The sequence below is a fragment of the Pseudomonas sp. R3-18-08 genome (assembly GCF_003852065.1).
In the GTDB taxonomy this organism is placed as follows: domain Bacteria; phylum Pseudomonadota; class Gammaproteobacteria; order Pseudomonadales; family Pseudomonadaceae; genus Aquipseudomonas.
In genome coordinates this window covers 364,988-390,658 of record NZ_CP027729.1, presented here as the reverse complement: position 1 = coordinate 390,658, position 25,671 = coordinate 364,988, and the positions used below count along the sequence as shown (strand labels likewise).

Below are 25,671 nucleotides of genomic sequence, written 5' to 3'. Positions count from 1 at the left end.
TAGTGACCGACAGGAGTAACACCATGCAAAACGAACTCAAATCGGCGATTCGCTTCAACGACTTTGTCGCCTACTTTGGACCTCGGGGGGTGGTCGCCATGGCCTGGTGGCTGGGGGCAGTACACGCCGCTCAAATTCGCAAGGACCACAATAGCTTTCCGTTTATCCAGATCATCGGCGCCGCTGACAGCGGCAAGTCTCTGATCTTGGACTACCTGCAAAAGCTGACGGGCCAAGTTCCCTATGCGTATTCGTTGGCATACCCCACTCCCGCAGCACGAGCACGGTCCGTCTTGAGCGCGGAAAACCGTGTGGTTATCTGCGAGAACGAAGGTGAGTTCAATCAGAAGTTTGATTGGGACGAACTGAAACCGCTCTACAACGGCGAGTTCTCCATCAGATCGAAGGGCGTCATGGCCGAGCACCACACATTCAAAGGTGCGTTAACGATCACCGCAAATCATCCAGTGCAATGCAGTGATGCCGTCGCCAGTCGCATGGTCACCATCAACTTTTCAGACGAGAGCCCACACGCAACCAGGGTCCGGCCCGAGGAGTTAACCGATGTCAGCGCGGATAAGGCCATCGCGTTCGGTATCAAAGTGGCGCAATCGGAAGATTGGGTAACCAGCAGCCTGGAGAGGCTCCTGCCTCGGTACCAGGGCCAGTTGACCCAAACATATGGGGATGGTCTCAGCCCAAGAACTGCCAAGAATTGCGCGCAAATGCTCGCGCTGCTGGACCTCCTTTGCACACTGCTTTCGATTCCCGACGCACTCCGTAATGAAGCAGTGAAGGTCTTGCACGACATCGCTTCCGAGTCCATTCCGTTCTGACACTCACAGCCTAGTGCTGCAACGCCGCACCAAAAAGGAAAAACATCATGCACGTACAAGTCATCACCGGCCAAGGTCGGGACGGTGCGACGAAACAGCTCAAGCATTTGAAGGAACTGCAGGAGTGGATCGGCGAGGCCAGCCAAATGGTACACGCCGAGGCATATAGCGCTGCTGGCCTGGTCGAGATTCTGCAAGTCCGTGGTGCCACAGAGCAGGAGCTTCTGGTTTTGGAGTGCACCAGGGAACAGATCCAGGCGGTGCTGGAGTGGCAGTCAGCGACTGACGAAGTGATCGAGCTGGAGAACCTGGTGCTTCACCTGGTTCGGCAAGTGCAACCAACCACTGCCGGCGAAGGCCGGTAATTAGAACGGTGTCGAGGAGTTGCACCTCCCCGACACCAACCACCACTGAGGGCAACACCATGCAAGCACAGCACCAGAGCGGCAGCGACCCGAAGGCTACCACAGTGCCGGCAGAAGGACTGCAGGCGGCGCGGCACCTGATGGCCATCCGAATCGTCGGTACCGCGCTTTTCGATTACCAGGTCCACAAGACGCCCGACACCCGGATCCGCCTTGAGGCAGTCACCACCATGGCCCACCTACAAGGTGATCTCACTGCAAGTGAAAGGGCATTTGTGTCCCAACTGCTGGCCAAGCCCACTACATCCGGAGTTTCCGTATGAACCCAATTGCACAACAGGCTCTAGCACGGGCCAGAGCAAGCGCCGCTGACGCGAAACAAGGCCGATCGATCAACCGCCGGCGGTTCTGGACAACGGCCGAGGAATCGCGCTTGGCGGCCATGTATCCCGACACGCCCATGCCTCAGATGCAAGAAACGCTGGGGCGCCCGAAGTCAGCGATCTACGGTAAAGCGAAAGAACTCGGTTTGAAGCGCAGCGCCGAGTTCCTGGCCAGTGAGCATTCCGGCCGTCTTCGCAAAGGTGACAACCCGGGCGTGGCCACACGGTTTCAAAAAGGACACGACAGCTGGAACAAGGGTAAGCCGTTCGCCGCCGGCGGGAGATCAGCAGAGACGCAATTCGCCAGCGGGCGGCTGCCGCACAACCATGTCCCGGTCGGCACAGAAGTCATGGCCACGGACGGGTACCTGAAAATCAAAGTCGCCGAGCCTAATACCTGGGAATGGACACATCGACGTAATTGGGAGGCTGTTCATGGGCCCATAGCAGCTGGCCTTCTGCTGATTTTCAGAGATGGTGACCATAACAACTGCAACGTCGACAACCTTGAATTGATAACCCGGGGTGAGCTCATGCGGCGAAACACTATTCACCGATACCCGGAAGAACTCAAAACCACCATTCGCCAGCTAGGAAAACTCAGGCGCGCGATCGAGGCCGCCCATGAATAACAAAATGACCGACCTACGAAACCACCTGTTTGCCACCTTGGAAGCTCTCCAGGATCAGGATAGGCCGATGGATATTGAGCGTGCGAAGGCGATCGCCGAAGTCGGAAAAGTCCTTGTGGACTCGGCGAAGGTGGAAGTCTTATTCATCAAGGCTATGGACGGTGACGCCAAGAGCACCGGTTTTATCGAGTCTGAAAAAGAGCTGCCAAACCATCCCCGAGTGACGCGCCAGTGACCAGTAGTAAGGAGAGTCTGACCGTGGTGGCAACAGGAAGAACCCGGCCGGCGATGGCCAGCACGCGGCTGGATCTGCCCAGCCTTTGCGATATCTGTGGCTTTGCTCGTTCAACGCGCCGGCACCAGGGCTGCAGCAAACTACGCCAACAGAGAAAAGCAGAGGAGTGGGCGGCCTTGATGGCAGAGAAGCTTGCTGCTCGAGCAGCCCGGGAGAAACGTTATGCGCGCTGATCCCAGCAGTTTGTAATCCAATTTCTAATAACGAAGCCCCGGCCGCAGCGCTAAACTGCCCGGGGTGCTCCAGCTTACTGAGGGCTAGCAATGAACTCCCGATCGGACAACGTCCTGGTATTCACCGACCTGCAGCGCATCACCGGCTACCAACGCCGGTCTGATGTTGAACGGTCCCTGATCGACCAGGGTGTTCGCCTGTTCCGTGGTCGCACCGGGCCCTGGACCACGTTGGACCTTATCAACCAGGCTGCAGGCATGAAGCCAGCCGCATCAGAACGATACGACTCCGATATCCTATGAAAAAAGCACGGAAGCGGAAGCACAATCCGCACATTCCAGCACATATCGACCAGGCCGCTCTCCCAGCGGCCGTTTACTTTGACCACCGAAAAGGTCAGGTCTGGTACACGCTGCACTACGACGAAACGGGAAAGCAGCGCCGGCGCAACATTGCCCCGGCCGATGTCTCTTTGGCCGAACTGCACCAGATCATGGATGACGCATCCAACGTCGACCGTGGAACGCTTCGCTACGTTTGCGCGCAGTTCCACGAAAGCGATCGCTATAAGAAGCTCAGCCCCAAAACCCATGACGATTACTGTTATTCGCGTGATGTCCTGCTGACCCTGCCCACCAGGTTGGGCAAGCCACTGGGTGATCTGGCTGTGCGGAAGTTTAGTTCTGCCCTGGTGCAGCGAATCGTCGATCGGCTAGCGGACGAAGGCACGCCGTCCAAAGCTGCCCACGCCCTCCGCTACCTGCGCCGTGTGTTGCAGTGGGCGCGCAACCGCGGCTACCTGGAGGTAAACCCTGCCTTGGGCATCGAGGCCCCAACCGAGCGCAAACAACGCCGCCTGCCAGATCACCAGGTTATGGACACGCTCATCGATCGGGCGATTGCACGGGGGTTGCTGGTACGTGGCGAGAAAGGGGGCTGCCCCGAATACCTTGGTTACGTCATGGAGCTGGCCTATCTCTGCAGGTTGCGCGGAATCGAAGTCGTAACCCTGACCGACGCAAACGAGCTGGACACTGGAATTCTAACCAACCGTCGAAAGGGAAGTCGGGACAACATTGTTCGCTGGACGCCGCGCCTGCGCGAAGCTTGGGATCATGCAAAGGCCTATCGGGCGAAGGTTTGGGCCAAACGCAAAACCGCGATACCGATCGCGCCGTCACGCCGGAACATCATCGTGGCCAGCCATGGTGGCCCACTTCGCAAGTCAAGCCTGGATACGGCTTGGCAACGTTTCATCACCCTGGCCCTGGCCGACGACATCATCACGCCGGACCAGCGGTTCGCGCTTCACGACCTGAAAAGACGTGGAATCACCGACACTGTGGGCACGCGCGCGGATAAACAGGAGGCCAGCGGCCACCGCGACCCGAAGATGATGGACGTCTACGACCACAGCATACCGACCGTCTCCCCCTCCGCAGACTGAGCAAATCGGACGTAACAAGCGACCCAGGGCCCGCCATCTATGCGGGCCTTGGCGCGTCTGGACGTAACAAGGAATCACGTAACTCCTTGATTTGTATGCTTGAAGCACCTTCCTTGTAATCAGTAGGTCCCGGGTTCGACTCCTGGTGCCGGCACCATACAAAACGAAGCCCTCGCAGAAATGTGAGGGCTTTGTTGTTTCTGGGTTAATACAACCCAGTCGCTCGCCTGCAAACCCTTCCCCAAACCGACAAACCGCTATTGACCGCCAACCTGCCGAAGCCTAACGTTTGTATACGGTGTACACAGCGTATACAAAAAATGTATGGAGCAACGTTATGGCAGCCTCTCCCGTTCTGTCTTTCCGAGTAAAGCCCGAACTTGCCAGCGAGCTGGATCAACTGGCGCAGGCGACCGACCGAGACCGCCAATACCACCTGCAACGGGCTTTGAGCCGCTATGTGGCCGATGAATCCTGGCATTTCAAAGCCGTGCAGGAAGGCATCGCAGATGCTGATGCCGGCAACGTCACCGATTTGGATGCCGTAAAGGCTAAGTGGGTAAAACGTGCCGAAGATCGCGTTAAGCAGCAAAGCGGAAAGTGACCTGGATGGAATTAACGAGCATTACGAAGGTTTAGTCGGCGCGGAATTGGGGGAGGCAGCCGTCTTCCACATCCTCAACTGCCTGGAAATGCTGGAGCGTTTTCCTAATGCAGGGAACGCGTCTCCAGTGCCCGATTGCCGAGAGCTGATTATCACCACGTATCCGTATCGAGCGACCTATAGCTTGCAGGGCGACCGCGTGATGGTCTTCAGGATTCTTCACCAGCATTCAGAGCGTCGGGAGGATTGGTATCGTTGATACGCAGAAGCGCCCGGGTAACTGACCAACTAATTGCAAGTCGGTAGGTCCGACTCGTCACCACAATACAAAGCCCCTTAACTCGGGGCTTTGTGGTATCTGGGGTTTGAATGAATAGTGGCAAATTGCAAGAAAATAATTCCGTCCCTTTTTTCTCTTTGATTATGGACTGGCAATAATTATGCCCTTTAGCGGTTCTTTAATTTCTAGGGTGCTGCAGCGTCCCGCCCCCTATCCCCACTAAACCTCTCCCGACAACGCCTCAATCATCTCCCCCCGACACACCCCCAAAATCTCATCCGCCAACGCCGAATCATCAGGACAAGCGCGCGACAACACGATCGCGCCAACCGCCCTTGCCAGCAGATCAATCATTTTCACCCTCGCCTCATCCGGCGCGGCATCCGGTCCGGTTGGGTATTTTTCGCCGAGGGTTTGCAACATGTGCTCGATCCCTTCAGCGAAGGTCGATTTCAACTCGCTCGACTGACGCGCCGCGTCGCCGCATAACGCCGCCATGGTGCAGCCCGTGGCGCGGCTGTCGCGATGGGCCCTGGACACGTACATGTCGATGAAGTCCCTCACGCTCAATGTTTCGGCGCCGGCGAGGGATCGGGCAAGGCTGTTGGCCGAGGCTTCGGCCATCAGGTCGGCCTTGGAACCGAAATGTTTGTAGAAGCCGCCGTGGGTGAAGCCGGCGGCGGCCATCAGGTCGGCCACGCCGACGCCGTCAAAACCGCGCTCGCGAAACACCACTGAAGCCGTTTCGACGATGTGCTCCCGGTTTGCTTGGGCCTTGGCCTTGGACACGCGCATGTTCGCTACCTCTCTACCGCTGAATTCATGAGCTGATGATACATAGATGTCGTTCATAATCAAAACCGTTGACAGTTTAGATTTCGATCATCATCCTAATCGCAAGTGACATGACCTCTACCAAAGTCACCGGCTGATCGAGCCTGAATTTACGCGCACCTCAATCCCAATCCCTGATAAAGAGCTGACATCATGACGACCCGTCCTACTGTTCTCATCACTGGCGCTTCCACTGGCATCGGCGCGGTGTACGCCGAGCGTTTCGCCCAACGCGGGCATGATCTGGTGTTGGTCGCCCGCGACCACGCGCGCCTGGAAACGCTCGCCGCGAAGTTGCAGGACGAACACAACGTCGCCATTGATGTGCTTCAGGCCGACCTGACGCAACTCAGCGACCTGCACAGCGTTGAAGCGCGCCTGCGCGATGACGTGCGCATCGGCATCCTCGTCAACAATGCCGGCGCCGCACAATCCGGCACGTTCATCGAGCAAAGCACCGAGAGCGTTGCGCAACTGGTGGCCCTCAACACCACCGCGCTGGTGCGGCTCGCAAGCGCCATCGCGCCACGCCTGGCCAAAGCAGGTGAAGGCTCTATCATCAACATCGGCTCGGTGGTGGGGCTGGCGCCTGAGTTCGGCATGTCGGTCTATGGGGCGACCAAGGCGTTTGTGCTGTTCCTTTCCCAAGGCCTGAGCCTGGAACTGTCGCCCCAGGGTGTTTACGTACAAGCCGTACTGCCCGCCGCCACCCGCACGGAGATTTGGGACCGCGCCGGTATCGATATCAACACCTTGAGCGAAATCATGGAAGTGGGTGAACTGGTCGATGCCGCCCTGCTTGGTTTCGACCGACGCGAGCTGGTGACTATTCCTGCGCTGCAGGAAGGCGAGCGTTGGGATGCATTGCAAGCCGCACGCCAGGGGCTTTTGGCGCAGATCAAGCAGTCGACGATGGCGCAACGCTATTTGTCTCAAGCCTGAAAGGCTTGAGGCAGCAGGATTTTGCCAACGAGTTACGCGATTTCGAAGGGGCAGCGCTGCTGTTTTTCACCCCAAAAAAAACCCCGAACCAGTCGAAAGAACCAGTCGGGGTTTTTCTCGCCTGGCATCAGGCGCGACCTGCGATCAATCAGAAAACATTGATCGGGTAGTCGGCGAACAGGCGGATTTCGTTACCGCCAACATTATATTCGCTGGCGTTGTTGGAAACGCGCAACCACGAGGCGCGAGCGCGCAGGCTCAGGTCTTTGGCCGGGCCGCTCTGGACCACGTACTTGAACTGGTTCCAGATTTCACGCTCGGTGCCATCGCCACGGCCAGTGCCGTCGTCGATGTTGGTGCCGCGTACATAGGCAATGTTGTAGGTCAGGCCCGGTACACCGAAGGTGGTGAAGTCGATGCCGTAGCCCGCTTGCCAAGAGCGCTCGTCCTTGCCGTTGAAGTCGGACCAGTAGGAGTTGGCCAGCAGGATGGTATTACCGCCGTCGCCGATGCCGCCCGCATTGCGGTAGCCGCCGTACAGGTAGCCGGTGTCACCGGTGCTGCGCTGGTGAGCGATAGTGAAGCTGTGCGCGCCAACGGCCCAGGTAGCGCCCAGGCTCCAGATTTTGTTGTCGCGAGCGTCGGCGTCTTTCTGGTTTTCCAGGGCGAAGCTGCGGTCCAGCTTGGTTTTGTAGCCGTTGAAGTCAAAGGTCAGCGACTGTTTCTCTGGCAGCGCCAGCACATAGTTGACGTTGACGTATTGCTTCTTCAGTACGTCCTGCATGTCGGAGGCATACAACGCTGCCGACAGGCTTTCGGTGAATTTGTAGCTACCACCAATATAGTCGATGCTTTTCAGGCGGCCGCTGTCGGTGCCTTCCATGCTTTTGCGGGCTTCTTTGGTGAAGTGACCGGCGTCCAGTTGCAAACCGGCGATCTCTTTGGAAACGATCGAGGTACCGGTGTAGGTTTCCGACAGCAGGCGGGAGTTGTCGTACTGCAACACAGGTACGGCGGGGAACTGATCACCGTACTTGAGCACGGTGTTGGAAACGCGGAATTTCACGGCCGCGCCGCCCTTGGCCAGGTCGTGGGGGGCCGGGCCTGGGTTTGGCTTGCCGTTGGCATCAACCGTGCCGTTACCCTGCTTGAAGAAGTCGATACCGCCGGCGCCGGCGCGGCCTTGGCCACCATCCAGGCGAATCGCGTACTGACCAATCACGTCCACACCCACACCGACGGTGCCTTGGGTGAAACCGGATTCCAATTTGCCGATAAAACCCTGGCCCCACTCGGCCTTGTCCTGCTTGCCGTTTTTGTAGTCCCGGCTGATGTAGGCGTTGCGTGCTGCGATGTTCAGGTGGCTGTCTTCAACGAAACCCTTGGATTGCTCCTGATCGTTCGCCATGGCTGTCGATGCGCTCAAAATCCCCAGAGCGATCAGACTCATCCGTTGCTTCAACATTTTCTTATATTCCTTATTACTGGTTGAGTACGCGCTATGACACCAGGCCCCGTATCGCTTTCTGGTGTCGACTTTCTCCAGAAAAAACAAGGCCCGCGGACGACTGAACTGCCGCGGGCCTTTTCTTATTGGATGAGTCATGGCTGTTAGCCACAGGCGTTGGACGCAATCCTATGCGCGCGTTGAACTATGTGTCAATTTCGTGAACCGCTTGTATTTAGGCTAAATAATTCTAAGCACAGACCTATGGCGCTTTGGCAAAAGTCGGAAAAACCGCCTTTCTCCTGCCGAAAACACACTAAGTAACAAATTATCAGCCGCTACGTTTGGGAATAGATCACGCGGGCAAATGCAAAGCATTACCATTCGCGCACTTCTTCCTACCTGACAATTCGGACACATTTCCCCATGCTCGCCCCTCGCCTGACGCCCATTTCCCTTGGGCTTTCCGTTGTGCTGTCGGCCAGTTTCGCCTGCGCCACCACGGTCTTGCCTGCCACCTCGATCAGCGCCGAAGTCGATGAAGACGACCCGCGCGTCAAGGAGAGCAACACCGCCACGCGCACCGCGACTGCCGTGCGTTATGTGCCCCAGGCGATCGACTCGGTGAAAACCGAAAACCTGCGCGCCTATGGCACTAACGATCTGGGCCAGGCGTTGAGCGGTATTCCCAACGTCAGCAGCGGCGCCGACACCCGCTTCGACAGCCTGCGTATCCGTGGTTTCGACGCCAGTAATGACTTCTACCTGGACGGCATTCGCGACGACAGCCAGTACGTGCGCGATCTGCACAATATCGAGCGCATCGAAGTGCTGAAGGGGCCGGCGGCGGTGCTCTATGGGCGCGGCGGCCAGGGCGGGATCGTCAATCGGGTCAGCAAGCTGCCATCCCCCGGCCGTCAATCCAGCCTTGAAGCCCAGGGCGGCAGCAACGACCTGCGCAGTGTGTATGCCGACCTGAGCACCGATCCCAGCGATACCATCAGCCTGCGCCTGAACATGGGCAACCAGGACACCAACAGCTTTCGCGATGGTGTCAGTGGCAACCGCCAGTTGTTCGCGCCGTCGATGAGCTGGCAGCTCACGCCCGAGTTGAACTGGCTGGTGCAATACGAATACAGCCGCTACAACCGCACGCCGGACCGTGGCATTCCTGGGGTCAACGGGCGCCCTGCCGATGTGAGTCGCAGCACCACCTATTTCTCCAGCGGCGATTACATCGATGACACATCCCAGTCCCTGCGCTCCAGGCTTGCCTATGCGCTCACCGACGACTGGCAACTGCGCCACACCCTGGGCGTGTTCAAGCTCGACAGTGAGTTCGACAACACCTACCAGACCGGCTACGACGCGAAAACCAACACCGTCAGCCGCCAGCACTGGCAGCAGGACCTGACCACGCGCAATGTGTTCAACAACCTGGAGCTGGAGGGTGGTTTCGAGACCTTGGGCCTCGAGCACCGCCTGCTCACGGGGATTGAACTGGGCAGCCAGCGCCGCGATCCGACACTCTACTCAGCCACCGCGACCAATCGGGGCGGCCAGGCTGTGCCGAGCCTGGACCTCAACCAGCCCAATCGTCACCTCAACCATACCGGGCGGATGAGCGTTTCGAGCAACAACCACACTGAAGTCGAAAGCCGCGCGCTGTACGTGCAGGACCAACTGCGCCTGAACGATCAGTGGCAGCTCCTGGGCGGGCTGCGCTATGACCGCTTCGAAGTGGGCACCACCAACAAGCTGCGCGATACGCAGCAGGACGTCGAAAGCCACAGCACCAGCCCGCGCGTCGGCTTGGTGTGGACGCCTCTGGAACATCACTCGTTCTATGCCTCGTGGAGCAAAACCTTCTCCCCGGCAGGCGGCGGTTTGATCGGCATCACGCCGAACGCGGCCGGCAGCGTCAACGACTTGAGCCCCGAACTGACCAAACAGAAGGAGATCGGCGTCAAAAGCGATTGGCTCGACGACCGCTTGAGCACCACCTTGGCGGTGTATGAACTGGTGCTCTACAACCGCCGCACCAGCGACCCGCTGGACCGCACGATTACCCTGCTGACCGGCGAGCAACGTTCACGCGGCATCGAACTGACAGCCACCGGCAAGATCGTCGGCAATTGGTATGTGCGCGGCGGCGTGGGTCTGCAGGATGCCAAGGTCGAGAAGGACAACAACGGTTTCGAAGGCAAGCGCATCAGCGACGTGGCCAAGCGTAATGGCAGCCTATTTGTCACCTGGAAGCCGGAGATGGGTTGGTATGCGGAAACCGGGCTGACCCTGGTCGGTGATCGTTATGCCGACAGCCTCAACACCGTGGTGTTACCGGGATATGGTCGCTGGGATGCGCTGGCCGGGTTCCGTCAACAGGCGTGGGATGTGCGGGCGGCGTTGAACAATATCGCTGACAAACACTATTACGCCTCCGCGACCAGCGTGGCGCAGATCCAGCCGGGTGAGCCGCGTAGCCTGGTGGTGACAGGGACCTACAGCTTCTAGGTTCGATCAGACCAGACGCAACCAATGTGAGAGGGGGCTTGCTCCCGATTGCGGTGGATCAGTCCATATTTCGTTGACTGACACACTGCTATCGGGAGCAAGCCCCCTCCCACATTGATTCTTCGGTGCTCTTCAGTTGCGCTCCAGCGCGCACAACACCTGCACCTCATCCTCCGTGAACAAGCCCGCCGGGTAGCGTTCACTCATCACGCTGCGCAAGTCAGGCTGTTGCCTGCCATGGCGCGCGCCGTTTTCCTTCAACCAGAGCGCCAGCGCGTGGATCGCGTCGCCGTCGACCCGCACCGGGTGGAACGTGCGCGTGTACATCGGGTTGATTTCGGCATTCATTTCAGCGCTCTCTCCTGCTGCGTGAGCGGCTAACTTACTCAAGGTTTGTGACAGAACCATGCGGTCATCACCTTGGCGCTCTGTGGTGTGTTTGCCGATACAAGAGGTATGCCAATCTCCCGCATTCACAGGTATTCAGGCACAAAAAAGCCCGCGACCGTGCTGGGTCGCGGGCTTGCCTGGAACACTGCGTTCGCGCAGTGCTCCCTCGCCCTCAAGGCGCTGTTACAACTGCACTCAATTTCTCTGCGGTGCTGGCTGCTGCTGGGTCAGGCAGTGAATATTGCCACCCCCCAGTAACAGTTCGCGGCCCGGCACCATCACCACTTCGTGTTGTGGAAACAGGTTCTGCAGGATCTGCTTAGCCTGATGATCCAGCGGGTCATCGAAACTCGGCGCGATGATGCCACCGTTGACGATCAGGAAGTTGACGTAGGAACCGGCCAACCGCACGCTCGGATTTCGTTCCTGGCTGCCGTCTACCGGATCGACACCGGCACATTCTTCTTCGGTGGCATACAGCGGCCCCGGAATCGGCATCTTATGCACCGTGAACGAGCGGCCGCGGGCGTCGGTGCTGCTTTGCAGTACGTCCATGGCGGCATGGCAGCGCGGGTAGTTCGGGTCTTGCGGGTCATCGGTCCAGGCCAGCAGCACTTCACCTGGGCGCACGTAGCAGCAGAAGTTATCCACATGGCCGTCGGTTTCGTCGTTGAACAGGCCATCCGGCAACCAGATGATCTTATCCACAGCCAGGTTGGCGCTGAGCACCGCTTCAATGGCTGCGCGGTCCAGATGCGGGTTGCGGTTGCGGTTCAACAGGCATTCTTCGGTGGTGATCAGGGTGCCTTCGCCGTCGACGTGGATCGAACCGCCCTCCAGCACAAAACCTTCGGTGCGATAACGCGACGCGCGCTCGATCTCGAGAATCTTGCCGCCCACCTGTGCGTCACGGTTCCACGGCGCATACAGGCCACCATCGAAACCGCCCCAGGCGTTGAAATCCCAGTTCACCCCACGTACTTCACCGCTGTCGTTGATCACGAAGGTCGGCCCCGTGTCCCGTACCCAGGCGTCGTCGCTGGACATTTCCACCACGCGGATATTCGGCACATCCAGGCGGCTACGAGCGTTTTCATATTGGCTGGCGGAAACCGCAACGGTCACCGGCTCGAACCGTGCGATGGCCTTGGCCACGGCCACGTGGGCCGCTTGCGCCGGCTTACCGCCCAGGCGCCAGTTGTCCGGGCGCTCGGGCCAGATCATCCAGGTTTGAGTCTGTGGCGCCCATTCGGCGGGCATATGGAAGCCATCGGCGCGTGGTGTGCTGTGCAGGGTGGTCATGGCGATGAGGACTCCGAATGGGGTGAAAGCCGACTTTATAACGGATAAATATCGGCTTTAATAGTGAAAAAAATAATAATCAGGCTAGATCACTTAATTTAGTCGATAACAATCGAATGACTACAGCTCATCCAGCACCTTCGACAGCATGTCGACGAAGAAATCCACACTGCGCCGGGTCGTGACCATCGGCGGCTTGATCTTGAGGATGTTCAGGTGGTCGCCGGTCGGCTGCATGAAGATTCCCAGTTCGCGCAGACGGTCGCATAACAGCGCAGTCTCTTGCGTCGCGGGTTCCAGGGTTTGTCGGTCACGTACCAGCTCGAGGCCCAGATAGAAGCCGGAACCGTGTACCGCACCGACCAGCGGATGATGCTCGATCAACGCTTGCAGGCGTGTCTTGAAATACCCGCCCACTACTTGGGCGTTTTCCCACAGCTTTTCCTCTTCCATCACATCCAGCACCGCCATGCCGATACGGCAGCTCACCGGGCTGCCGCCCGATGACGAGAAGAAATAGCCCTCGGCCTCCAGGGCTTCGGCAATCTCTCGACGGGTGATCACCGCGCCCAGCGGCTGCCCGTTGCCCATCCCCTTGGCCATGGTAATGATGTCCGGCACGACGCCCTGCTCTTCAAAGCCCCAGAAAAAATGCCCCATGCGCCCATAACCTACCTGCACCTCATCGGCAATGCAGACACCGCCCTGGGCGCGGACCAGCCCATAGACCTGCTGCAAATAGCCGGGCGGCAACGAAATGCCACCGGCGTTGCCATACACCGGTTCGCAGATGAAACCCGCCAGTTGGCGTTGGCCAGCGGCGATTTTCGCCAGGTTATGCTCCACGCTTCGTACATAGTCAGGCGCACTGTCTGGCCCGCGAAACTCACCCCGGTAGGTATTCGGCGCCGTCACCGGGTGCACCCAGTCCGGGCGGCTGCTCAACGCCTGGGGATTATCGGCAATCGAGGTAGACACCGCGTCCGCCGCCACCGACCAGCCGTGATAGGCCTCCAGCACGCTGAGCATGTCGCGCCCGCCGCTGTAGGCCCAGGCCAGGCGGATCGCCAGGTCATTGGCCTCGGTGCCGCTGTTGACCAGGAACACCCGGTCCATGCCCGCCGGCGCCAGCGCCAGCAGGCGTTCGGAAAACTCGGCGATCGCCGCGTAGTGAAAACGTGAATTAGTGTTGAGCAATGACCATTGCCGCGCCGCCACTGCTGCCATGCGCGGGTGGCCGTGGCCCAGCACCGCCACGTTGTTGAGCATGTCCAGGTAGGAGCGGCCCTGCATGTCGATCAAGTGATTGCGCCAGCCCCGCTCGATACGGGGCGGGTCGACGTAATAATGCTTCTGCGAACGGGCGAAGCTGGCGTCGCGCCGGGCCAGCAGGGCTCCGGCGTCCAGCTCCGGTTCGGCATCACAGGCCAGCCCGAGCAACGCCGCCGGTGACGGGCACAACGCCTGCCACGCCGACGCCCGGGAAGGCGCACAGAACAGCGGGGGAGCAAGATCGGCACGACACAGCTGCACGATCAACGGCCCGTGGACTTCACCGAGTATTTGCCCCTTCACCACCTGCGCACCGGCTTTGAGCCGCGTTGTCACGCCCCATACGCGCAGATTCAGGCGCTCTTCGTACACACACAGCAAGCCGTCGGCGCCCTCGCGCAGTGTCCCGGCGAAAGGTGCCTCAAGCACTGTGCCATGGGGCAGGCTTAATTCGACATGAAGAGCGAAGGTGTCCGGTTCCCCAGCACTGTCCGGGCGGGTGCGCGACAAGCGATATTGCCCATAACGGCTGGCTGCCAGCCCATGCACCGCAGCGGCTTCATTCAGCAGCCGCCGATCCATGCCCGGCGTCTCCCAATTGCCCGCCTCGAAATGCGGGCTGAGCACGCCCAGGTCGATCAGCGCGAACTCCCGCCCGACCAGCCCCGGCAGCAAGGGGGCAAAGTCCTGGCTGGCCAAGGCAGGCAACGCCTCGCCGACACTACTCAGGATCGCCGCTTCCATCAGTTCGAACGGCACCGACGTGGCGACATGGAAAATTTCCCACTCGTGCTCGGCGTTCTTCAACAGGTAGGCGTTATCAGGGTCCAGACGTCGCTGCTGCTCACTGCTCAACACCAACACTGCCGCGCGGGCGACGATCAACGGCCACAGCGCGCGCAACTCTTCATGCTGCAACGGCGTGATGGCGTGACAGGCCCGGATCGCCGGCAGGATGGCAAACGGGTCGCCCTCAGCGTGATGCAGCAGCGCGGCGCACGTCACCGACAGGTCAGCGATGCGCCAGGTGTGTACCAGGTCGCCGAAATCGATCACACCCTGGACCTGCCAATACCGCTGCGCATCGCGCTGCCAGACCACGTTGTCATCGGTGATGTCCATGTGCACGGCCTGCCAGGGCAGGTGTGCAGCCAGAGGCCGGATATGCGCTTCGATCTGCCCGGCGACCTGCTCCAGTGCAGTGCGATGGGGAAGCTCGGGCAAGGTCGCCAGCAGATGGGTAATCAGCTCCTGCGCGTGGCGTGGGTCCCATTGCAGGGTGCGGTCCAGGCCGGGATGGGTGAACGTTGACAGTGCCAGGCTCATTCGCCCGCACAGGTCGCCGAACCCTGCGATTACATCGCGGCCCAGGTGAGGCAAGTCGGTCAGCGGCTGGCCGTCGATGTAGTCCAGTAGCCGCAGGTGCAGGGTATGCCCATCGACGGTGACGCTCAGCAATTCGTCGCCATTGAGGGCTTTGATGACCTTGGGCACGCGCACTTGTACGTGTGCCTGCAGCTCGTTGAGGGCTGCATGCTGGGCCAGTAGCTCGATTGCGGCGTAGTCACCCCGGCAGATTTTCAGAACGAAGCGGCCCAAGGCGCTGTCGATCCTGTAGTTAAGGTCTTGTTGGCTGCCCAATGACTGCAATGTGCCCCTGAGGCCGTAATGCTGCTCAAGCAAATGGGCCGCCTGCTCGAGGCTCAACTGGGGGCAAGGCAAACTGGCACGATGGATCAATGTGGCAAGCAACATTGTGACGACCTCGGTTTTATCAGGCGTCTATATCGCCATTGTTCCGGGGCGTTAATCAACCCCTCGTGCTCGCCGCACTTGCGCCCGCCCGATTCACAACTCAAGCTATGCTTCTTTCGCTTAATGTCCGTCTAAGGAAAAGGCCCTCGACATGCGTATTCTCATCACCGGCGGTGCCGGATTTATTGGCTCGGCCCTGATCCGGCATCTGATCCAGCACACCGAGCATGAAGTGCTCAACCTGGACAAACTCACTTACGCCGGCAACCTTGAGTCGCTGGCCAGCATTGCGTCCAACAGCCGCTATGAGTTCGTCCAGGCCGATATCATCGACCAGGCCACCGTCAGCGCGGTGCTGGCGCGCTTCAAGCCCGAAGCGATCATGCATTTGGCGGCCGAGTCCCATGTGGACCGTTCCATCGACGGCCCGTCGGATTTTATCCAGACCAACATTGTCGGTACCTACAGCCTGCTGGAAGCCACCCGGGCGTACTGGCAGACGCTGGCAGAACCGGCTAAAAGCGCATTCCGCTTCCACCACATCTCCACTGACGAGGTGTATGGCGACCTGCACGGTGTGGACGATCTCTTCACCGAAACCACGCCCTACGCCCCCAGCTCGCCGTACTCTGCGAGCAAGGCAGCCTCCGACCATCTGGTCCGCGCCTGGCAGCGTACCTACGGCTTGCCGGTGCTGTTGACCAACTGCTCAAACAACTATGGGCCGTTCCACTTCCCAGAAAAGTTGATTCCTCTGGTTATCCTCAACGCCCTGGCCGGCAAGCCGTTGCCGGTCTATGGCGATGGCTTGCAAGTGCGCGACTGGCTGTTCGTCGAAGACCACGCCCGTGCGCTGCTCAAGGTAGTGACTACTGGGGTGGTGGGCGAGACCTACAACATCGGTGGCCACAACGAACAGAAGAACATCGACGTAGTTCGCGGCATCTGCGCCCTGTTGGAAGAGCTGGCGCCACAGCGTCCAGCCGGGGTGGAAAAGTTCACCGACCTGATCACTTTCGTCAAGGATCGTCCGGGCCACGACCAGCGGTACGCGATCGACGCCAGCAAGATCGAGCGCGAACTGGGCTGGGTCCCGGAAGAAACCTTTGAAACCGGCCTGCGCAAAACCGTGCAGTGGTACCTCGATAACCTGGAATGGTGCCGCAGGGTCCAGGATGGCAGTTATCAAGGTGAACGACTCGGCAATACTGACGTAAAGGATCTGATCGCATGATGAAGGGAATTGTATTGGCCGGCGGTTCCGGCACCCGTTTGCACCCCATTACCCTGGGCGTGTCAAAGCAGCTGTTGCCGGTGTATGACAAGCCGATGATCTATTACCCGATCTCGGTGCTGATGCTGGCGGGTATCAAGGACATCCTGGTGATCTCCACGCCCGTGGACCTGCCGCAATACCGCAACCTGTTGGGCGATGGCAGCCAGTTCGGCGTGCGTTTCAGCTATGCAGAGCAGCCTTCGCCCGACGGCTTGGCACAAGCGTTCATCATTGGCGAGGAATTCATCGGGGATGACCCGGTGTGCCTGATCCTGGGCGACAACATCTTCCATGGCCAGCATTTCGGTGACCAATTGCGCCACGCTGCCCAACGCCCGTCGGGCGCCACGGTGTTCGGCTACTGGGTGAAAGACCCGGAGCGTTTCGGCGTGATCGATTTCGACCAAGAAGGCCGTGCCCTGTCGATCGAGGAAAAACCGGCGAAGCCTAAATCCAGCTATGCGGTGACCGGCCTGTATTTCTATGACAACGACGTGATCAAGATCGCCAAGGCCGTCCAGCCTTCGCCACGCGGCGAGCTGGAGATCACCGACGTCAACAACGCCTACCTCAAGCGCGGCGACCTGCACGTTGAGCGTTTCGGTCGTGGTTTCGCCTGGCTTGATACCGGCACCCACGACAGCTTGCTGGAAGCGTCGACCTATGTGCAGACCATCGAGCACCGCCAGGGCCTGAAAGTAGCCTGCCTGGAAGAGATTGCCTACGAGAACGGCTGGATTGATCGTGACTATCTGCTGGAACGTGCGAAATATTTCGGCAAAACTGGCTATGGTCAGTATCTGTACACTCTGGCCGGGAACCCTAAATGAATGTGAGCGCCACTGAGCTGCCTGGTGTATTGGTCATCGAACCAAAGGTTTTTGGCGATGACCGCGGCTTTTTTTATGAGAGTTTCAACGCTCGCGAATTTGAAAACGCCAGCGGATTGAAACTTCAATTCGTGCAGGACAACCACTCACGCTCGTTGAAAGGCGTGCTGCGCGGCTTGCACTACCAGGTAGAACACGCCCAGGGGAAACTGGTGCGGGTGACGGCCGGGGAAGTATTGGATGTGGCGGTGGACATCCGCCGCAGCTCTCCTCATTTCGGTCAATGGACCAGCGTGCGCCTGTCTGCCGAGAACAATCGTCAACTGTGGATTCCACCCGGTTTCGCCCATGGGTTCGTTGTGCTGAGCGATTACGCCGAATTCCTCTACAAGACGACGGATTACTACACTCCGTCTGCCGAGCGGTGCATTCGCTGGGACGACCCGGACCTCAATATCAATTGGCAACTCAATGGCCCACCGACCCTGTCCGCCAAGGATCAAACCGGTAAAAGCCTGAAAGTTGCGGACCTGTTCCCATGATAGCCCCCCTGAAAATTCTGATCACCGGCCAACACGGCCAAGTCTCCCAGGAGCTGCAACAGCGGCTCCAAGGCCTGGGCGAACTCATCGTCCTCGGCCGCGACCAGCTTGACCTGGCCAACGCCGAGCAGATTCGCCAACAAGTGCGCGCCCACCGCCCAAGCCTGATCATCAACGCCGCCGCCCACACGGCGGTCGATCAGGCCGAAAGCGAGCCGGAAGCAGCCTTCGCCATCAACGCCATCGCCCCCGGCATCCTCGCCGAAGAAGCCAAGGCCCTTGGCATCCCGCTGATTCACTACTCGACCGACTACGTGTTCGACGGCAGCAAGCCGGCCCCTTACACCGAAAGCGACTCACCCAACCCACTGGGCGTCTACGGCCAGAGCAAACTGGCGGGCGAGCAGGCGATTGCGGCCGTGGACGGGAAGTACCTGATTCTGCGCACCAGTTGGGTTTATTCGAGCCACGGCAAGAATTTCCTGCTGACCATGCAGCGTCTGCTGCAGGAGAAGCCGCAGATGCGCATCGTCGCCGACCAGATCGGCGCGCCAACCTGGGCCGGGACCATCGCCAACAGTACGCGTGCGTTGATTGAGCGCTGGCAAGCCGGTAACGCCGGGGATTGGGGGGTTTACCACCTCACGGCCCAGGGTGAGACGTCGTGGTTCGGCTTTGCCGAGGCCATTGGCCAAGCCCTTCGCGCTGCGGGCAAAGCCTGCGCCGAACTGGAAGCGATCCCGTCCAGCGCATATCCGACACCCGCCCGGCGCCCGCTGAACTCGCGCCTGGATTGCAGCCGTCTGCAACAGCAATGGCAAGTCAGCCAGCCGCAGTGGCAAGACGCATTGCACGAGTGTCTTGCCGGGCAGCACTAGGCATAATGCGCCTGTACCCACAGGCGCACGATTCCCATGACCCCACCCCTTCCGCGAAGACCCCGCTGGCGCAGCCTCGCCCTGTTGGCGCTGTGCCTGGCGCCGCTGCTCTGGCCGCTGGAGCACCTGGCCGAGCGCTACTACCGCAGCGAGCTGGCCGGGCAAAACCGTCAGACCCTCGACCTGTACGTCGCCAACCTGTTGGGCACCCTGCATCGCTATGAAGTGCTGCCGCAGATCCTCGGTGACCTGCCGGCCTTGCGCACCGCGCTGGATGCGCCTCACGTCAGCACCAACCTGGTCAACGCCAACTCGCTGCTCAAGGACGTCGCCGCCCAGGCCGGGGTGGAGGTGATGTACCTGATGGACACCACCGGCAAGACCCTCGCCGCGTCCAACTGGGACAAACAAGACAGCTTTGTCGGGCGCAACTTTTCCTTTCGCCCCTATTTCAGCGAAGCCATGGCCGGGCGCCTGGGGCGTTTTTTCGGGCTGGGCACTACCTCGGCCAAGCGCGGTTACTTCTTCGCCGCCGCCGTGCGCGATGGTGAGAACATCATTGGCGTGCTGGTGGTCAAGGTAGACCTGGACCACACCGAGAGCTTGTGGGGCAACACCCCGGAACAACTTCTGGTGACCGACCACAACGGCGTGGTAATCCTCACCTCGCGCCCGCAATGGCGGTTCCGCGCCACCCGGCCGCTGACCGCCGCAGAGCGCCAGGCCATTATTGCCATTCAGCCTTATCCCACCCGTGATCCTCAGCCGCTGAACCTCAGCAGCAGCGCCTGGCTGCGCCAATCCACCGCCATCGCCGAGACCGGCTGGAATGTGGAAATCCTCGCCCCCCAATCCTTGATCAACCGCCCGGTGCGTACCGTGGTGGCCGTAGGCGGCGCGACCTTGCTGGTGCTGATGCTGCTGCTCGGCTTGATGATGCAGCGCCGCCGGCATTACCTGGAGCGTATCGCCTTCGAAGCCAAGGCCCGCCGCGAGCTGGAAATGCGCGTGGCCGAGCGCACCAGCGACCTGGAAGGCCTGAACCGGCGCCTGAAACAGGAAGTGCTGGAGCGCGAACACGCCCAGCAGGAACTGGTACGTGCCCAGGATGACCTGGTGCAGGCCGGTAAACTCTCGGCGCTGGGCACCATGTCGGCCAGTATCAGCCATGAACTGAACCAACCCCTGGCAGCGATTCGCAGCTACGCGGAAAATGCTGAAATCCTGCTCGACCATGAACGCACCGCCGATGCGCGCGGCAACCTCAAGCTGATCAGCGAACTGACCGGGCGCATGGCCTCGATCATCGCCCACTTGCGCGCGTTCGCCCGCCGTGACCGCCACGCGCCGGAAAGCGTGGCGCTGCAACCCGCGCTGGACGATGCCCTGGCCTTGCTGGCCAAACGGCGGCGCTCGATGGAAGTGGAATTGATCCGCGACTTACCCGAAGCGACCTTATGGGTACAAGCCGGCGAAACCCGTCTGCGCCAGGTGCTGGGCAACCTGCTGGCCAATGCCCTGGACGCCCTTACCGAAAAAGGCCCGCCGCGCAAGCTGTGGCTGAGTGCCCAAACCACTGACCAGGGCGTCAACCTGTACATTTGCGACAACGGCCCAGGCTTTTGCATGGAGGCGTTGGGCCGCGCCAGCGAGCCGTTCTACACCACCAAGACGCGCACCCAGGGCCTCGGCCTGGGCCTGGCGATCTGTGACACCCTGATGCGTGCCTTCGGCGGCGAACTGCTGTTCGCCAACCACAAGGAAGGCGGCGCGCTGTTAACCTTGAAATTGCGTGCCGGCTCGCCGGGCGTCAGTCTGCAACCGTCCGAGGACCGCAGTGTATGAGTATCGATAACCAGATTCAGGTGGTGCTGATCGATGACGATCCCCATTTGCGTCAGGCGCTGTGCCAGACCCTGGACCTGGCCGGGCTGAAAGTGCTGCCCCTGGGCGAAGCCAGCGGCCTCACCGCGCGCTTGTCGCGGGACTGGTCGGGCGTGGTGGTCAGCGATATCCGCATGCCCGGCATGGACGGCCTGGAATTGCTCGCCGAACTGCACGGCCAGGACCCGGACCTGCCCGTGCTGCTGATCACCGGCCACGGTGACGTGCCGCTGGCGGTGCAGGCCATGCGCGCCGGCGCCTATGACTTCCTCGAAAAGCCCTTCGCCAGCGACGCCTTGCTCGACAGCGTGCGCCGCGCACTGGCCCTGCGCCGACTGGTGTTGGACAACCGCAGCCTGCGCCTGGCCCTCAGCGATCGGCAGCAACTGAGCACGCGCCTGGTGGGGCATTCGCCGCAGATGCTGCGCCTGCGCGAGCAAATCGGCGCACTGGCAGCGACCAAGGCCGATGTGCTGATCCTTGGCGAAACCGGGGCCGGCAAGGAAGTGGTCGCCCGCGCCTTGCACGATCTGTCGAGCCGCCGCAGCGGTCCGTTCGTGGCGATCAACGCCGGGGCCCTGGCCGAATCGGTGGTGGAAAGCGAGCTGTTCGGCCATGAACCGGGCGCGTTTACCGGCGCGCAGAAGCGCCGCATCGGCAAGTTCGAATTCGCCAATGGCGGCACGCTGTTCCTCGATGAAATCGAAAGCATGAGCCTGGATGTACAGGTCAAGCTGTTGCGCCTGCTGCAGGAGCGCGTCGTGGAGCGCTTGGGCGGCAACCAGTTGATTGCACTGGATATCCGCATCATCGCCGCCACCAAGGAAGACCTGCGCCAGGCGGCCGACCAGGGCCGCTTCCGGGCCGACTTGTATTACCGCCTGAATGTCGCGCCGCTGCGCATTCCGCCACTGCGCGAGCGCGGTGAAGATGCGCTGATGCTGTTCCAGCACTTCGCCGACGAAGCCAGCAGCCGCCACGGCCTGCCCTTGCATGAGCTGCAACCGGGCCAGCGCGCGCTGCTGCTGCGCCACAGTTGGCCAGGTAACGTACGCGAGCTGCAAAACGCCGCCGAACGCTTTGCCCTGGGCCTGGAACTGGCCTTGGACAGTACGCTGGACAATCCATCGGCCAGCACACTGACCTCCACGCCCGGCGGCTTGAGCGAGCAAGTCGAACAATTCGAAAAAAGCCTGATCGCCGCCGAACTGACCCGCCCCCACAGCTCCATGCGCAGCCTTGCCGAAGCCCTCGGCGTGCCCCGCAAAACCCTGCACGACAAACTGCGCAAGCATGGCCTGAACTTCGCCGACAGCGCCAGCCACAGCGCAGACGACGAATGACCCTGCCCACCCGCCAAGAGACCGCCATGAGCCGCGACAGCCGTTACCTGGAATCCATCCTCCACCACGACATCCCCCTCACCCGGGAAATGGGCCTCAAGGTGCTCGACTGGCAACACGGCCAACTGCAACTGCATTTACCCTTGCAGGCCAATATCAACCACAAGAGCACCATGTTTGGCGGCAGCCTCTACTGCGGCGCCGTGCTGGCGGGTTGGGGTTGGTTGCACCTGAAACTGCGCGAAGAGGGCATCGAAGACGGGCATATCGTGATTCAGGAAGGGCAGATCAGCTATCCGTTGCCGGTGACGCAGGACGCGACGGTGATTTGCGCAGCGCCGGAGGAGAAAGTGTGGAAGCGCTTTGTCGCAACGTACAAGCGCTATGGGCGAGCGCGATTGGCGCTGGAGACGTGGATTGTGAATGAGGGCAGTGACGAAAGAGCAGTAGCCTTCACTGGTCAGTACGTCCTGCACCGCTAAAAATGTGGGAGGGGGCTTGCTCCCGATAGCGGTGTATCAGCAGCACATTCAGTGACTGACACTCCATTATCGGGAGCAAGCCCCCTCCCACAGTTTGATCTGTCGCGGCTTCAGGATCTGGCCAGGGTCAACAGGCGCTCACGCCACGCCGCCTTGGCCGGCAACGCCAGGAAGAACGGGTTCAACAACGATTCCCGCGCCGGGTAGCTGAACGGTTTGCCATTCAACTCCAGCACTTCGCCCCCCGCCCCTTCCAGCACGCCTTGCGCCGCCGCAGTGTCCCACTGCGAGGTCGGCGCCAGGCGCGGATAGCAGTCGGCACTGCCCTCGGCCAACAGGCAGAACTTCAACGAGCTGCCGATATTCGCCAGTTTCAGCTCCCCCAAGCCTTGGCTTAGCCCCTCCAGCAAACGCTCCTGCTCCGGGCTGGTATGACGGCGGCTGGCAACCACGGTAAAGGCTTCACCCGCGGCCGGAGCCTGGCGCACCTGGATCTGCCTGGGCGCGGCATTCACATCCGAACGCCAAGCCCCCAGGCCCGCGCCGCCGAAGTAGCAACGACCACTGGTGGGCATAGACACCACGCCGAACACCACGCGGCCTTGTTCGATCAAGGCGATATTGACGGTGAATTCTTCACTGCCACCAATGAATTCCTTGGTCCCATCCAACGGGTCCACCAGCCACCAACGCTGCCAACCGGCGCGCACGCTCTGGTCGATATCGGCGTCTTCTTCGGACAGCACCGGAATGCTTGGGTCCAGCGCAGTGAGGCCAGCGAGAATCAGATGGTGCGCAGCCAGGTCGGCGGCCGTCACCGGCGAATCATCCGCTTTGGAGGTAACCGCGACGTCGGCACGCCAGTACGGCAGGATGGCTTCACCGGCCTGGCGAGCCAGTTCGATGACGGGGGCGATAAAGGGATGGCCCAGAAACAGTTCGCTCATAAGGTAAACACTCCACGCTGGGTCAGCAGGTCTCGCACCAGGTACAGCGCGGCAAGCGCCCGGCCCTCACTGAACTGCTCGTTTTGCGCCAGCGCCGACAGCTCACGCAGGTTGACCCGCTCCACGCGCATGGGCTCGGGCTCATCGCCTTCCAAGCGCTCTTCATAAAGCTCGGTGGCCAGCACCACCTGGATTTTCTGGCTCATGTAGCCGGGAGACAGCGAAAGCTCAGTGATGTGTTCCAACTGGCGTGCGCCATAGCCGGCTTCTTCCTTGAGTTCGCGGTCAGCCGCCGCCAGCACATCCTCGCCGGGCTCGATCAAGCCTTTAGGCAAGGACAACTCATACTCGTCGGTGCCACCGCAGTACTCTTCCACCAGCAAGGCATGGTCTTCGTCGATCATCGCGACGATCATCACTGCGCCGTAACCGGCACCACGGCCCACCAGGCGTTCGTAGGTCCGTTCAACGCCATTGGAAAAGCGCAATTGCACTTCCTCCACGCGGAACAAACGGCTACTGGCGACTATTTCGCGGGCGAGGACGGTGGGTTTCTGGCGCATGAACGGCTCCTTGGCGTGATCGGGTTACTATACCGTGGCTTTTCCGATTGTCTGTGTCGGATATCTTTACTTACATGAGAACGCCCCATGCCCTCTTTGCCCTGGCACGCCATCGATACCGTCCTGCTGGACATGGACGGCACATTGCTCGACTTGCACTACGACAACCATTTCTGGATGGAGCACCTGCCCCAGCGTTATGCCGAACTGCATGGCGTAAGCCGGGCCATGGCCGAAATGGAACTGCAGCCCCTGTTCGAGCGTAACGCCGGACAGTTGCAATGGTATTGCCTGGATTTCTGGAGCGCCGAACTGAAGATCCCAGTGCGCGAACTCAAGCTTGAAACCGCCCACCTGATCGCCCTGCGCCCGGACGCCGATACATTTCTGGCGGCGATCAAACAGGCCGGCAAACGCGTGATTCTGATCACCAATGCTCACCGCGATTCGTTGTCATTGAAGTTGGAGCGCATTGAGCTGGCGCCGTACTTCGAGCAACTGATCAGCTCCCACGATTACGGTTTTCCCAAGGAAAACCAGCAGTTCTGGGAAGCGCTGCACGCTGATATCCAGTTCGACCCGGCCCGCAGCCTGTTTATCGACGACACCTTGCCGATCCTGCGCAGCGCCAGGGAGTTCGGTGTGGGGCATTTGCTGGCGGTGAAGGAGCCGGACAGCAAAAAGGGACCCAAGGACACCGCAGAGTTTGCGGCTGTCGAGGACTACCGCGATCTAATAGCCGGACTCTGAACCCATGTGGGAGGGGGCTTGCTCCCGATGGCGGTGTATCAGAAACACATCCAGTGACTGACACACTGCCATCGGGGGCAAGCCCCCTCCCACAGGGTTGTTGTGCGTATTACTCAGGAATACGCAGGGTCTGGCCTGGGTAGATTTTGTCCGGGTGCGACAACAGCGGCTTGTTGGCCTCGAAAATCTTGTTGTATTGGTTGGCATTACCGTACACAGCCAGCGAAATCGCGCTGAGGGTATCGCCCTTTTTCACCACGACGAAACGCGCAGCGGTAACCGCAGGGCCCGTGACGGTGATCTGATCATCCACGCTCGCCACGCCGGCGATGTTGCCCAGTGCCAGCAGGATTTTCTCTTTCTCTTCCTGGGTGGCCACTTCACCGGTCACGGTGACCTTGTCGCCATCCACCGTGGTTTGCACGTTTGGATTACCCAGGCCCACCTTGCTCACATGCTCCTTCAACTGCTCACTCGCATTAGCATTACCCGGCGTCAACAGGTCGACGATCTTTTCGCCGGCTTCTTTGATAAAGCTGAAAATACTCATAGTGCGCTCTCCTTGGGTTTAAGTTCCTGATGCCCAAGACTAGACCAGTCCCAAGGTTTTGGGTTCCAGCGCTCCCGAAGACGAGCAGACGACCGCGCAAAACCGAGCCTTGATCGACGCCGTCTATCACTACATCAATACTGGCAATTAGACG

Annotated in this window: 27 protein-coding genes; 19 read left to right on the top strand and 8 right to left on the bottom strand. The window is 60.2% G+C overall.

Features of this window, described 5'->3' with window-relative positions; genetic code table 11:
• Window positions 1-23: 23 nt before the first annotated feature.
• From C4J92_RS01695 to C4J92_RS01650, 9 genes are all read left to right on the top strand, one after another.
• Window positions 24-836, top strand: a complete 813-nt coding sequence (locus tag C4J92_RS01695; RefSeq protein WP_124402759.1) for a hypothetical protein — start codon at window positions 24-26, stop codon at window positions 834-836.
• 47 nt (window positions 837-883) lie between these two features.
• Window positions 884-1,201 carry a hypothetical protein gene (locus tag C4J92_RS01690; protein WP_124402758.1) on the top strand — a complete coding sequence of 106 codons (318 nt, stop codon included), beginning with the start codon at window positions 884-886 and terminating at the stop codon, window positions 1,199-1,201.
• 59 nt (window positions 1,202-1,260) lie between these two features.
• Complete coding sequence (locus C4J92_RS01685) at window positions 1,261-1,524, top strand: hypothetical protein (RefSeq protein ID WP_124402757.1); 264 nt, start codon at window positions 1,261-1,263, stop codon at window positions 1,522-1,524.
• The gene (locus C4J92_RS01680) at window positions 1,521-2,216 is read left to right on the top strand and encodes an HNH endonuclease signature motif containing protein (protein WP_124402756.1); all 696 of its coding nucleotides are present in this window, start codon (window positions 1,521-1,523) and stop codon (window positions 2,214-2,216) included. Before C4J92_RS01685 ends, C4J92_RS01680 begins: the two co-directional genes overlap by 4 nt.
• Window positions 2,209-2,451: a hypothetical protein gene (locus tag C4J92_RS01675; RefSeq protein ID WP_124402755.1), complete on the top strand. Its 243-nt coding sequence runs from the start codon at window positions 2,209-2,211 to the stop codon at window positions 2,449-2,451. The genes C4J92_RS01680 and C4J92_RS01675 overlap by 8 nt, the downstream gene beginning before the upstream one ends.
• 323 nt (window positions 2,452-2,774) lie before the next feature.
• A complete protein-coding gene (locus C4J92_RS01665; RefSeq protein ID WP_124402754.1) occupies window positions 2,775-2,987 on the top strand; it encodes a hypothetical protein in 213 nt (70 codons plus the stop codon).
• Window positions 2,984-4,132: a tyrosine recombinase XerC gene (gene xerC, locus C4J92_RS01660; RefSeq protein WP_124402753.1), complete on the top strand. Its 1,149-nt coding sequence runs from the start codon at window positions 2,984-2,986 to the stop codon at window positions 4,130-4,132. The genes C4J92_RS01665 and xerC overlap by 4 nt, the downstream gene beginning before the upstream one ends.
• Before the next feature lie 337 nt (window positions 4,133-4,469).
• Window positions 4,470-4,736 (top strand): CopG family ribbon-helix-helix protein, encoded by a 267-nt coding sequence (locus tag C4J92_RS01655; protein ID WP_078822908.1) that lies wholly within the window; start codon window positions 4,470-4,472, stop codon window positions 4,734-4,736.
• Window positions 4,699-4,995 (top strand): type II toxin-antitoxin system RelE/ParE family toxin, encoded by a 297-nt coding sequence (locus tag C4J92_RS01650; protein ID WP_124402752.1) that lies wholly within the window; start codon window positions 4,699-4,701, stop codon window positions 4,993-4,995. Before C4J92_RS01655 ends, C4J92_RS01650 begins: the two co-directional genes overlap by 38 nt.
• A 240-nt stretch (window positions 4,996-5,235) precedes the next feature.
• On the opposite strand, the gene C4J92_RS01645 is transcribed toward C4J92_RS01650, so the two are convergent.
• Window positions 5,236-5,811, bottom strand: coding sequence for a TetR/AcrR family transcriptional regulator (locus C4J92_RS01645; protein ID WP_124405752.1), 576 nt, complete (start codon window positions 5,809-5,811; stop codon window positions 5,236-5,238).
• A gap of 192 nt (window positions 5,812-6,003) precedes the next feature.
• Here C4J92_RS01645 and C4J92_RS01640 point away from each other — a divergent pair, with 192 nt between their 5' ends.
• Window positions 6,004-6,792 carry an SDR family oxidoreductase gene (locus C4J92_RS01640; protein ID WP_124402751.1) on the top strand — a complete coding sequence of 263 codons (789 nt, stop codon included), beginning with the start codon at window positions 6,004-6,006 and terminating at the stop codon, window positions 6,790-6,792.
• A gap of 148 nt (window positions 6,793-6,940) precedes the next feature.
• On the opposite strand, the gene C4J92_RS01635 is transcribed toward C4J92_RS01640, so the two are convergent.
• A complete protein-coding gene (locus C4J92_RS01635; protein WP_124402750.1) occupies window positions 6,941-8,257 on the bottom strand; it encodes an OprD family porin in 1,317 nt (438 codons plus the stop codon).
• Between the two features lie 408 nt (window positions 8,258-8,665).
• Between C4J92_RS01635 and C4J92_RS01630 the strand changes: the two genes are divergently transcribed.
• A complete protein-coding gene (locus C4J92_RS01630) occupies window positions 8,666-10,753 on the top strand; it encodes a TonB-dependent siderophore receptor (RefSeq protein WP_124402749.1) in 2,088 nt (695 codons plus the stop codon).
• A 132-nt stretch (window positions 10,754-10,885) separates the two neighbouring features.
• Here C4J92_RS01630 and C4J92_RS01625 read toward each other — a convergent pair whose 3' ends face one another.
• The 3 genes from C4J92_RS01625 to C4J92_RS01615 all read right to left on the bottom strand — a co-directional run bounded on the left by C4J92_RS01625 (window position 10,886) and on the right by C4J92_RS01615 (window position 15,472).
• On the bottom strand, window positions 10,886-11,101 hold the full coding sequence (locus C4J92_RS01625) for a hypothetical protein (protein ID WP_124402748.1): 216 nt from the start codon (window positions 11,099-11,101) through the stop codon (window positions 10,886-10,888).
• Between the two features lie 237 nt (window positions 11,102-11,338).
• Window positions 11,339-12,445 carry an agmatine deiminase gene (gene aguA / locus C4J92_RS01620; protein WP_124402747.1) on the bottom strand — a complete coding sequence of 369 codons (1,107 nt, stop codon included), beginning with the start codon at window positions 12,443-12,445 and terminating at the stop codon, window positions 11,339-11,341.
• A gap of 120 nt (window positions 12,446-12,565) precedes the next feature.
• Window positions 12,566-15,472, bottom strand: coding sequence for an aminotransferase (locus C4J92_RS01615; RefSeq protein WP_124402746.1), 2,907 nt, complete (start codon window positions 15,470-15,472; stop codon window positions 12,566-12,568).
• A 151-nt stretch (window positions 15,473-15,623) separates the two neighbouring features.
• Between C4J92_RS01615 and rfbB the strand changes: the two genes are divergently transcribed.
• From rfbB to C4J92_RS01580, 7 genes are read left to right on the top strand one after another with little or no spacing between them, the layout of a single operon-like run.
• Entirely contained in the window at window positions 15,624-16,706 is a 1,083-nt protein-coding gene (rfbB, locus tag C4J92_RS01610) for a dTDP-glucose 4,6-dehydratase (RefSeq protein ID WP_124369231.1), read from the top strand.
• Window positions 16,703-17,578 (top strand): glucose-1-phosphate thymidylyltransferase RfbA, encoded by an 876-nt coding sequence (rfbA, locus tag C4J92_RS01605; protein ID WP_124369230.1) that lies wholly within the window; start codon window positions 16,703-16,705, stop codon window positions 17,576-17,578. Before rfbB ends, rfbA begins: the two co-directional genes overlap by 4 nt.
• Complete coding sequence (gene rfbC, locus C4J92_RS01600; RefSeq protein ID WP_124402745.1) at window positions 17,575-18,120, top strand: dTDP-4-dehydrorhamnose 3,5-epimerase; 546 nt, start codon at window positions 17,575-17,577, stop codon at window positions 18,118-18,120. Before rfbA ends, rfbC begins: the two co-directional genes overlap by 4 nt.
• Window positions 18,117-18,998, top strand: a complete 882-nt coding sequence (gene rfbD, locus C4J92_RS01595) for a dTDP-4-dehydrorhamnose reductase (RefSeq protein ID WP_124402744.1) — start codon at window positions 18,117-18,119, stop codon at window positions 18,996-18,998. The genes rfbC and rfbD overlap by 4 nt, the downstream gene beginning before the upstream one ends.
• Before the next feature lie 36 nt (window positions 18,999-19,034).
• Entirely contained in the window at window positions 19,035-20,843 is a 1,809-nt protein-coding gene (locus tag C4J92_RS01590; RefSeq protein ID WP_124402743.1) for an ATP-binding protein, read from the top strand.
• Window positions 20,840-22,225 (top strand): sigma-54 dependent transcriptional regulator, encoded by a 1,386-nt coding sequence (locus C4J92_RS01585; RefSeq protein ID WP_124402742.1) that lies wholly within the window; start codon window positions 20,840-20,842, stop codon window positions 22,223-22,225. The genes C4J92_RS01590 and C4J92_RS01585 overlap by 4 nt, the downstream gene beginning before the upstream one ends.
• Before the next feature lie 26 nt (window positions 22,226-22,251).
• Window positions 22,252-22,707 carry a thioesterase domain-containing protein gene (locus tag C4J92_RS01580; protein ID WP_124405751.1) on the top strand — a complete coding sequence of 152 codons (456 nt, stop codon included), beginning with the start codon at window positions 22,252-22,254 and terminating at the stop codon, window positions 22,705-22,707.
• A gap of 110 nt (window positions 22,708-22,817) precedes the next feature.
• Here C4J92_RS01580 and cysQ read toward each other — a convergent pair whose 3' ends face one another.
• Both cysQ and nudE read right to left on the bottom strand, forming a co-directional pair.
• Window positions 22,818-23,654, bottom strand: coding sequence for a 3'(2'),5'-bisphosphate nucleotidase CysQ (cysQ, locus tag C4J92_RS01575; protein ID WP_124369226.1), 837 nt, complete (start codon window positions 23,652-23,654; stop codon window positions 22,818-22,820).
• Entirely contained in the window at window positions 23,651-24,217 is a 567-nt protein-coding gene (nudE, locus tag C4J92_RS01570) for an ADP compounds hydrolase NudE (RefSeq protein WP_124360813.1), read from the bottom strand. The genes cysQ and nudE overlap by 4 nt, the downstream gene beginning before the upstream one ends.
• 87 nt (window positions 24,218-24,304) lie before the next feature.
• Here nudE and yrfG point away from each other — a divergent pair, with 87 nt between their 5' ends.
• A complete protein-coding gene (yrfG, locus tag C4J92_RS01565) occupies window positions 24,305-24,967 on the top strand; it encodes a GMP/IMP nucleotidase (protein ID WP_124360812.1) in 663 nt (220 codons plus the stop codon).
• Between the two features lie 109 nt (window positions 24,968-25,076).
• Here yrfG and lysM read toward each other — a convergent pair whose 3' ends face one another.
• Window positions 25,077-25,517 (bottom strand): peptidoglycan-binding protein LysM, encoded by a 441-nt coding sequence (gene lysM / locus C4J92_RS01560; RefSeq protein WP_003187704.1) that lies wholly within the window; start codon window positions 25,515-25,517, stop codon window positions 25,077-25,079.
• Between the last annotated feature and the right edge of the window lie 154 nt (window positions 25,518-25,671).

Excerpts from the sequence above, each read along its gene's own strand:
- C4J92_RS01655 (WP_078822908.1), top strand. The coding sequence starts at position 4,470 with ATGGCAGCCTCTCCCGTTCTGTCTTTCCGAGTAAAGCCCGAACTTGCC.
- C4J92_RS01695 (WP_124402759.1), top strand. The coding sequence starts at position 24 with ATGCAAAACGAACTCAAATCGGCGATTCGCTTCAACGACTTTGTCGCC.
- aguA (WP_124402747.1), bottom strand. The coding sequence starts at position 12,445 with ATGACCACCCTGCACAGCACACCACGCGCCGATGGCTTCCATATGCCC.
- C4J92_RS01580 (WP_124405751.1), top strand. The coding sequence starts at position 22,252 with ATGAGCCGCGACAGCCGTTACCTGGAATCCATCCTCCACCACGACATC.
- rfbA (WP_124369230.1), top strand. The coding sequence starts at position 16,703 with ATGATGAAGGGAATTGTATTGGCCGGCGGTTCCGGCACCCGTTTGCAC.
- C4J92_RS01675 (WP_124402755.1), top strand. The coding sequence starts at position 2,209 with ATGAATAACAAAATGACCGACCTACGAAACCACCTGTTTGCCACCTTG.
- C4J92_RS01685 (WP_124402757.1), top strand. The coding sequence starts at position 1,261 with ATGCAAGCACAGCACCAGAGCGGCAGCGACCCGAAGGCTACCACAGTG.
- yrfG (WP_124360812.1), top strand. The coding sequence starts at position 24,305 with ATGCCCTCTTTGCCCTGGCACGCCATCGATACCGTCCTGCTGGACATG.
- C4J92_RS01690 (WP_124402758.1), top strand. The coding sequence starts at position 884 with ATGCACGTACAAGTCATCACCGGCCAAGGTCGGGACGGTGCGACGAAA.
- C4J92_RS01635 (WP_124402750.1), bottom strand. The coding sequence starts at position 8,257 with ATGTTGAAGCAACGGATGAGTCTGATCGCTCTGGGGATTTTGAGCGCA.
- lysM (WP_003187704.1), bottom strand. The coding sequence starts at position 25,517 with ATGAGTATTTTCAGCTTTATCAAAGAAGCCGGCGAAAAGATCGTCGAC.
- rfbC (WP_124402745.1), top strand. The coding sequence starts at position 17,575 with ATGAATGTGAGCGCCACTGAGCTGCCTGGTGTATTGGTCATCGAACCA.
- rfbB (WP_124369231.1), top strand. The coding sequence starts at position 15,624 with ATGCGTATTCTCATCACCGGCGGTGCCGGATTTATTGGCTCGGCCCTG.
- cysQ (WP_124369226.1), bottom strand. The coding sequence starts at position 23,654 with ATGAGCGAACTGTTTCTGGGCCATCCCTTTATCGCCCCCGTCATCGAA.
- C4J92_RS01585 (WP_124402742.1), top strand. The coding sequence starts at position 20,840 with ATGAGTATCGATAACCAGATTCAGGTGGTGCTGATCGATGACGATCCC.
- C4J92_RS01680 (WP_124402756.1), top strand. The coding sequence starts at position 1,521 with ATGAACCCAATTGCACAACAGGCTCTAGCACGGGCCAGAGCAAGCGCC.
- nudE (WP_124360813.1), bottom strand. The coding sequence starts at position 24,217 with ATGCGCCAGAAACCCACCGTCCTCGCCCGCGAAATAGTCGCCAGTAGC.
- C4J92_RS01590 (WP_124402743.1), top strand. The coding sequence starts at position 19,035 with ATGACCCCACCCCTTCCGCGAAGACCCCGCTGGCGCAGCCTCGCCCTG.
- C4J92_RS01630 (WP_124402749.1), top strand. The coding sequence starts at position 8,666 with ATGCTCGCCCCTCGCCTGACGCCCATTTCCCTTGGGCTTTCCGTTGTG.
- C4J92_RS01615 (WP_124402746.1), bottom strand. The coding sequence starts at position 15,472 with ATGTTGCTTGCCACATTGATCCATCGTGCCAGTTTGCCTTGCCCCCAG.
- C4J92_RS01665 (WP_124402754.1), top strand. The coding sequence starts at position 2,775 with ATGAACTCCCGATCGGACAACGTCCTGGTATTCACCGACCTGCAGCGC.
- rfbD (WP_124402744.1), top strand. The coding sequence starts at position 18,117 with ATGATAGCCCCCCTGAAAATTCTGATCACCGGCCAACACGGCCAAGTC.
- xerC (WP_124402753.1), top strand. The coding sequence starts at position 2,984 with ATGAAAAAAGCACGGAAGCGGAAGCACAATCCGCACATTCCAGCACAT.
- C4J92_RS01640 (WP_124402751.1), top strand. The coding sequence starts at position 6,004 with ATGACGACCCGTCCTACTGTTCTCATCACTGGCGCTTCCACTGGCATC.
- C4J92_RS01645 (WP_124405752.1), bottom strand. The coding sequence starts at position 5,811 with ATGCGCGTGTCCAAGGCCAAGGCCCAAGCAAACCGGGAGCACATCGTC.
- C4J92_RS01625 (WP_124402748.1), bottom strand. The coding sequence starts at position 11,101 with ATGAATGCCGAAATCAACCCGATGTACACGCGCACGTTCCACCCGGTG.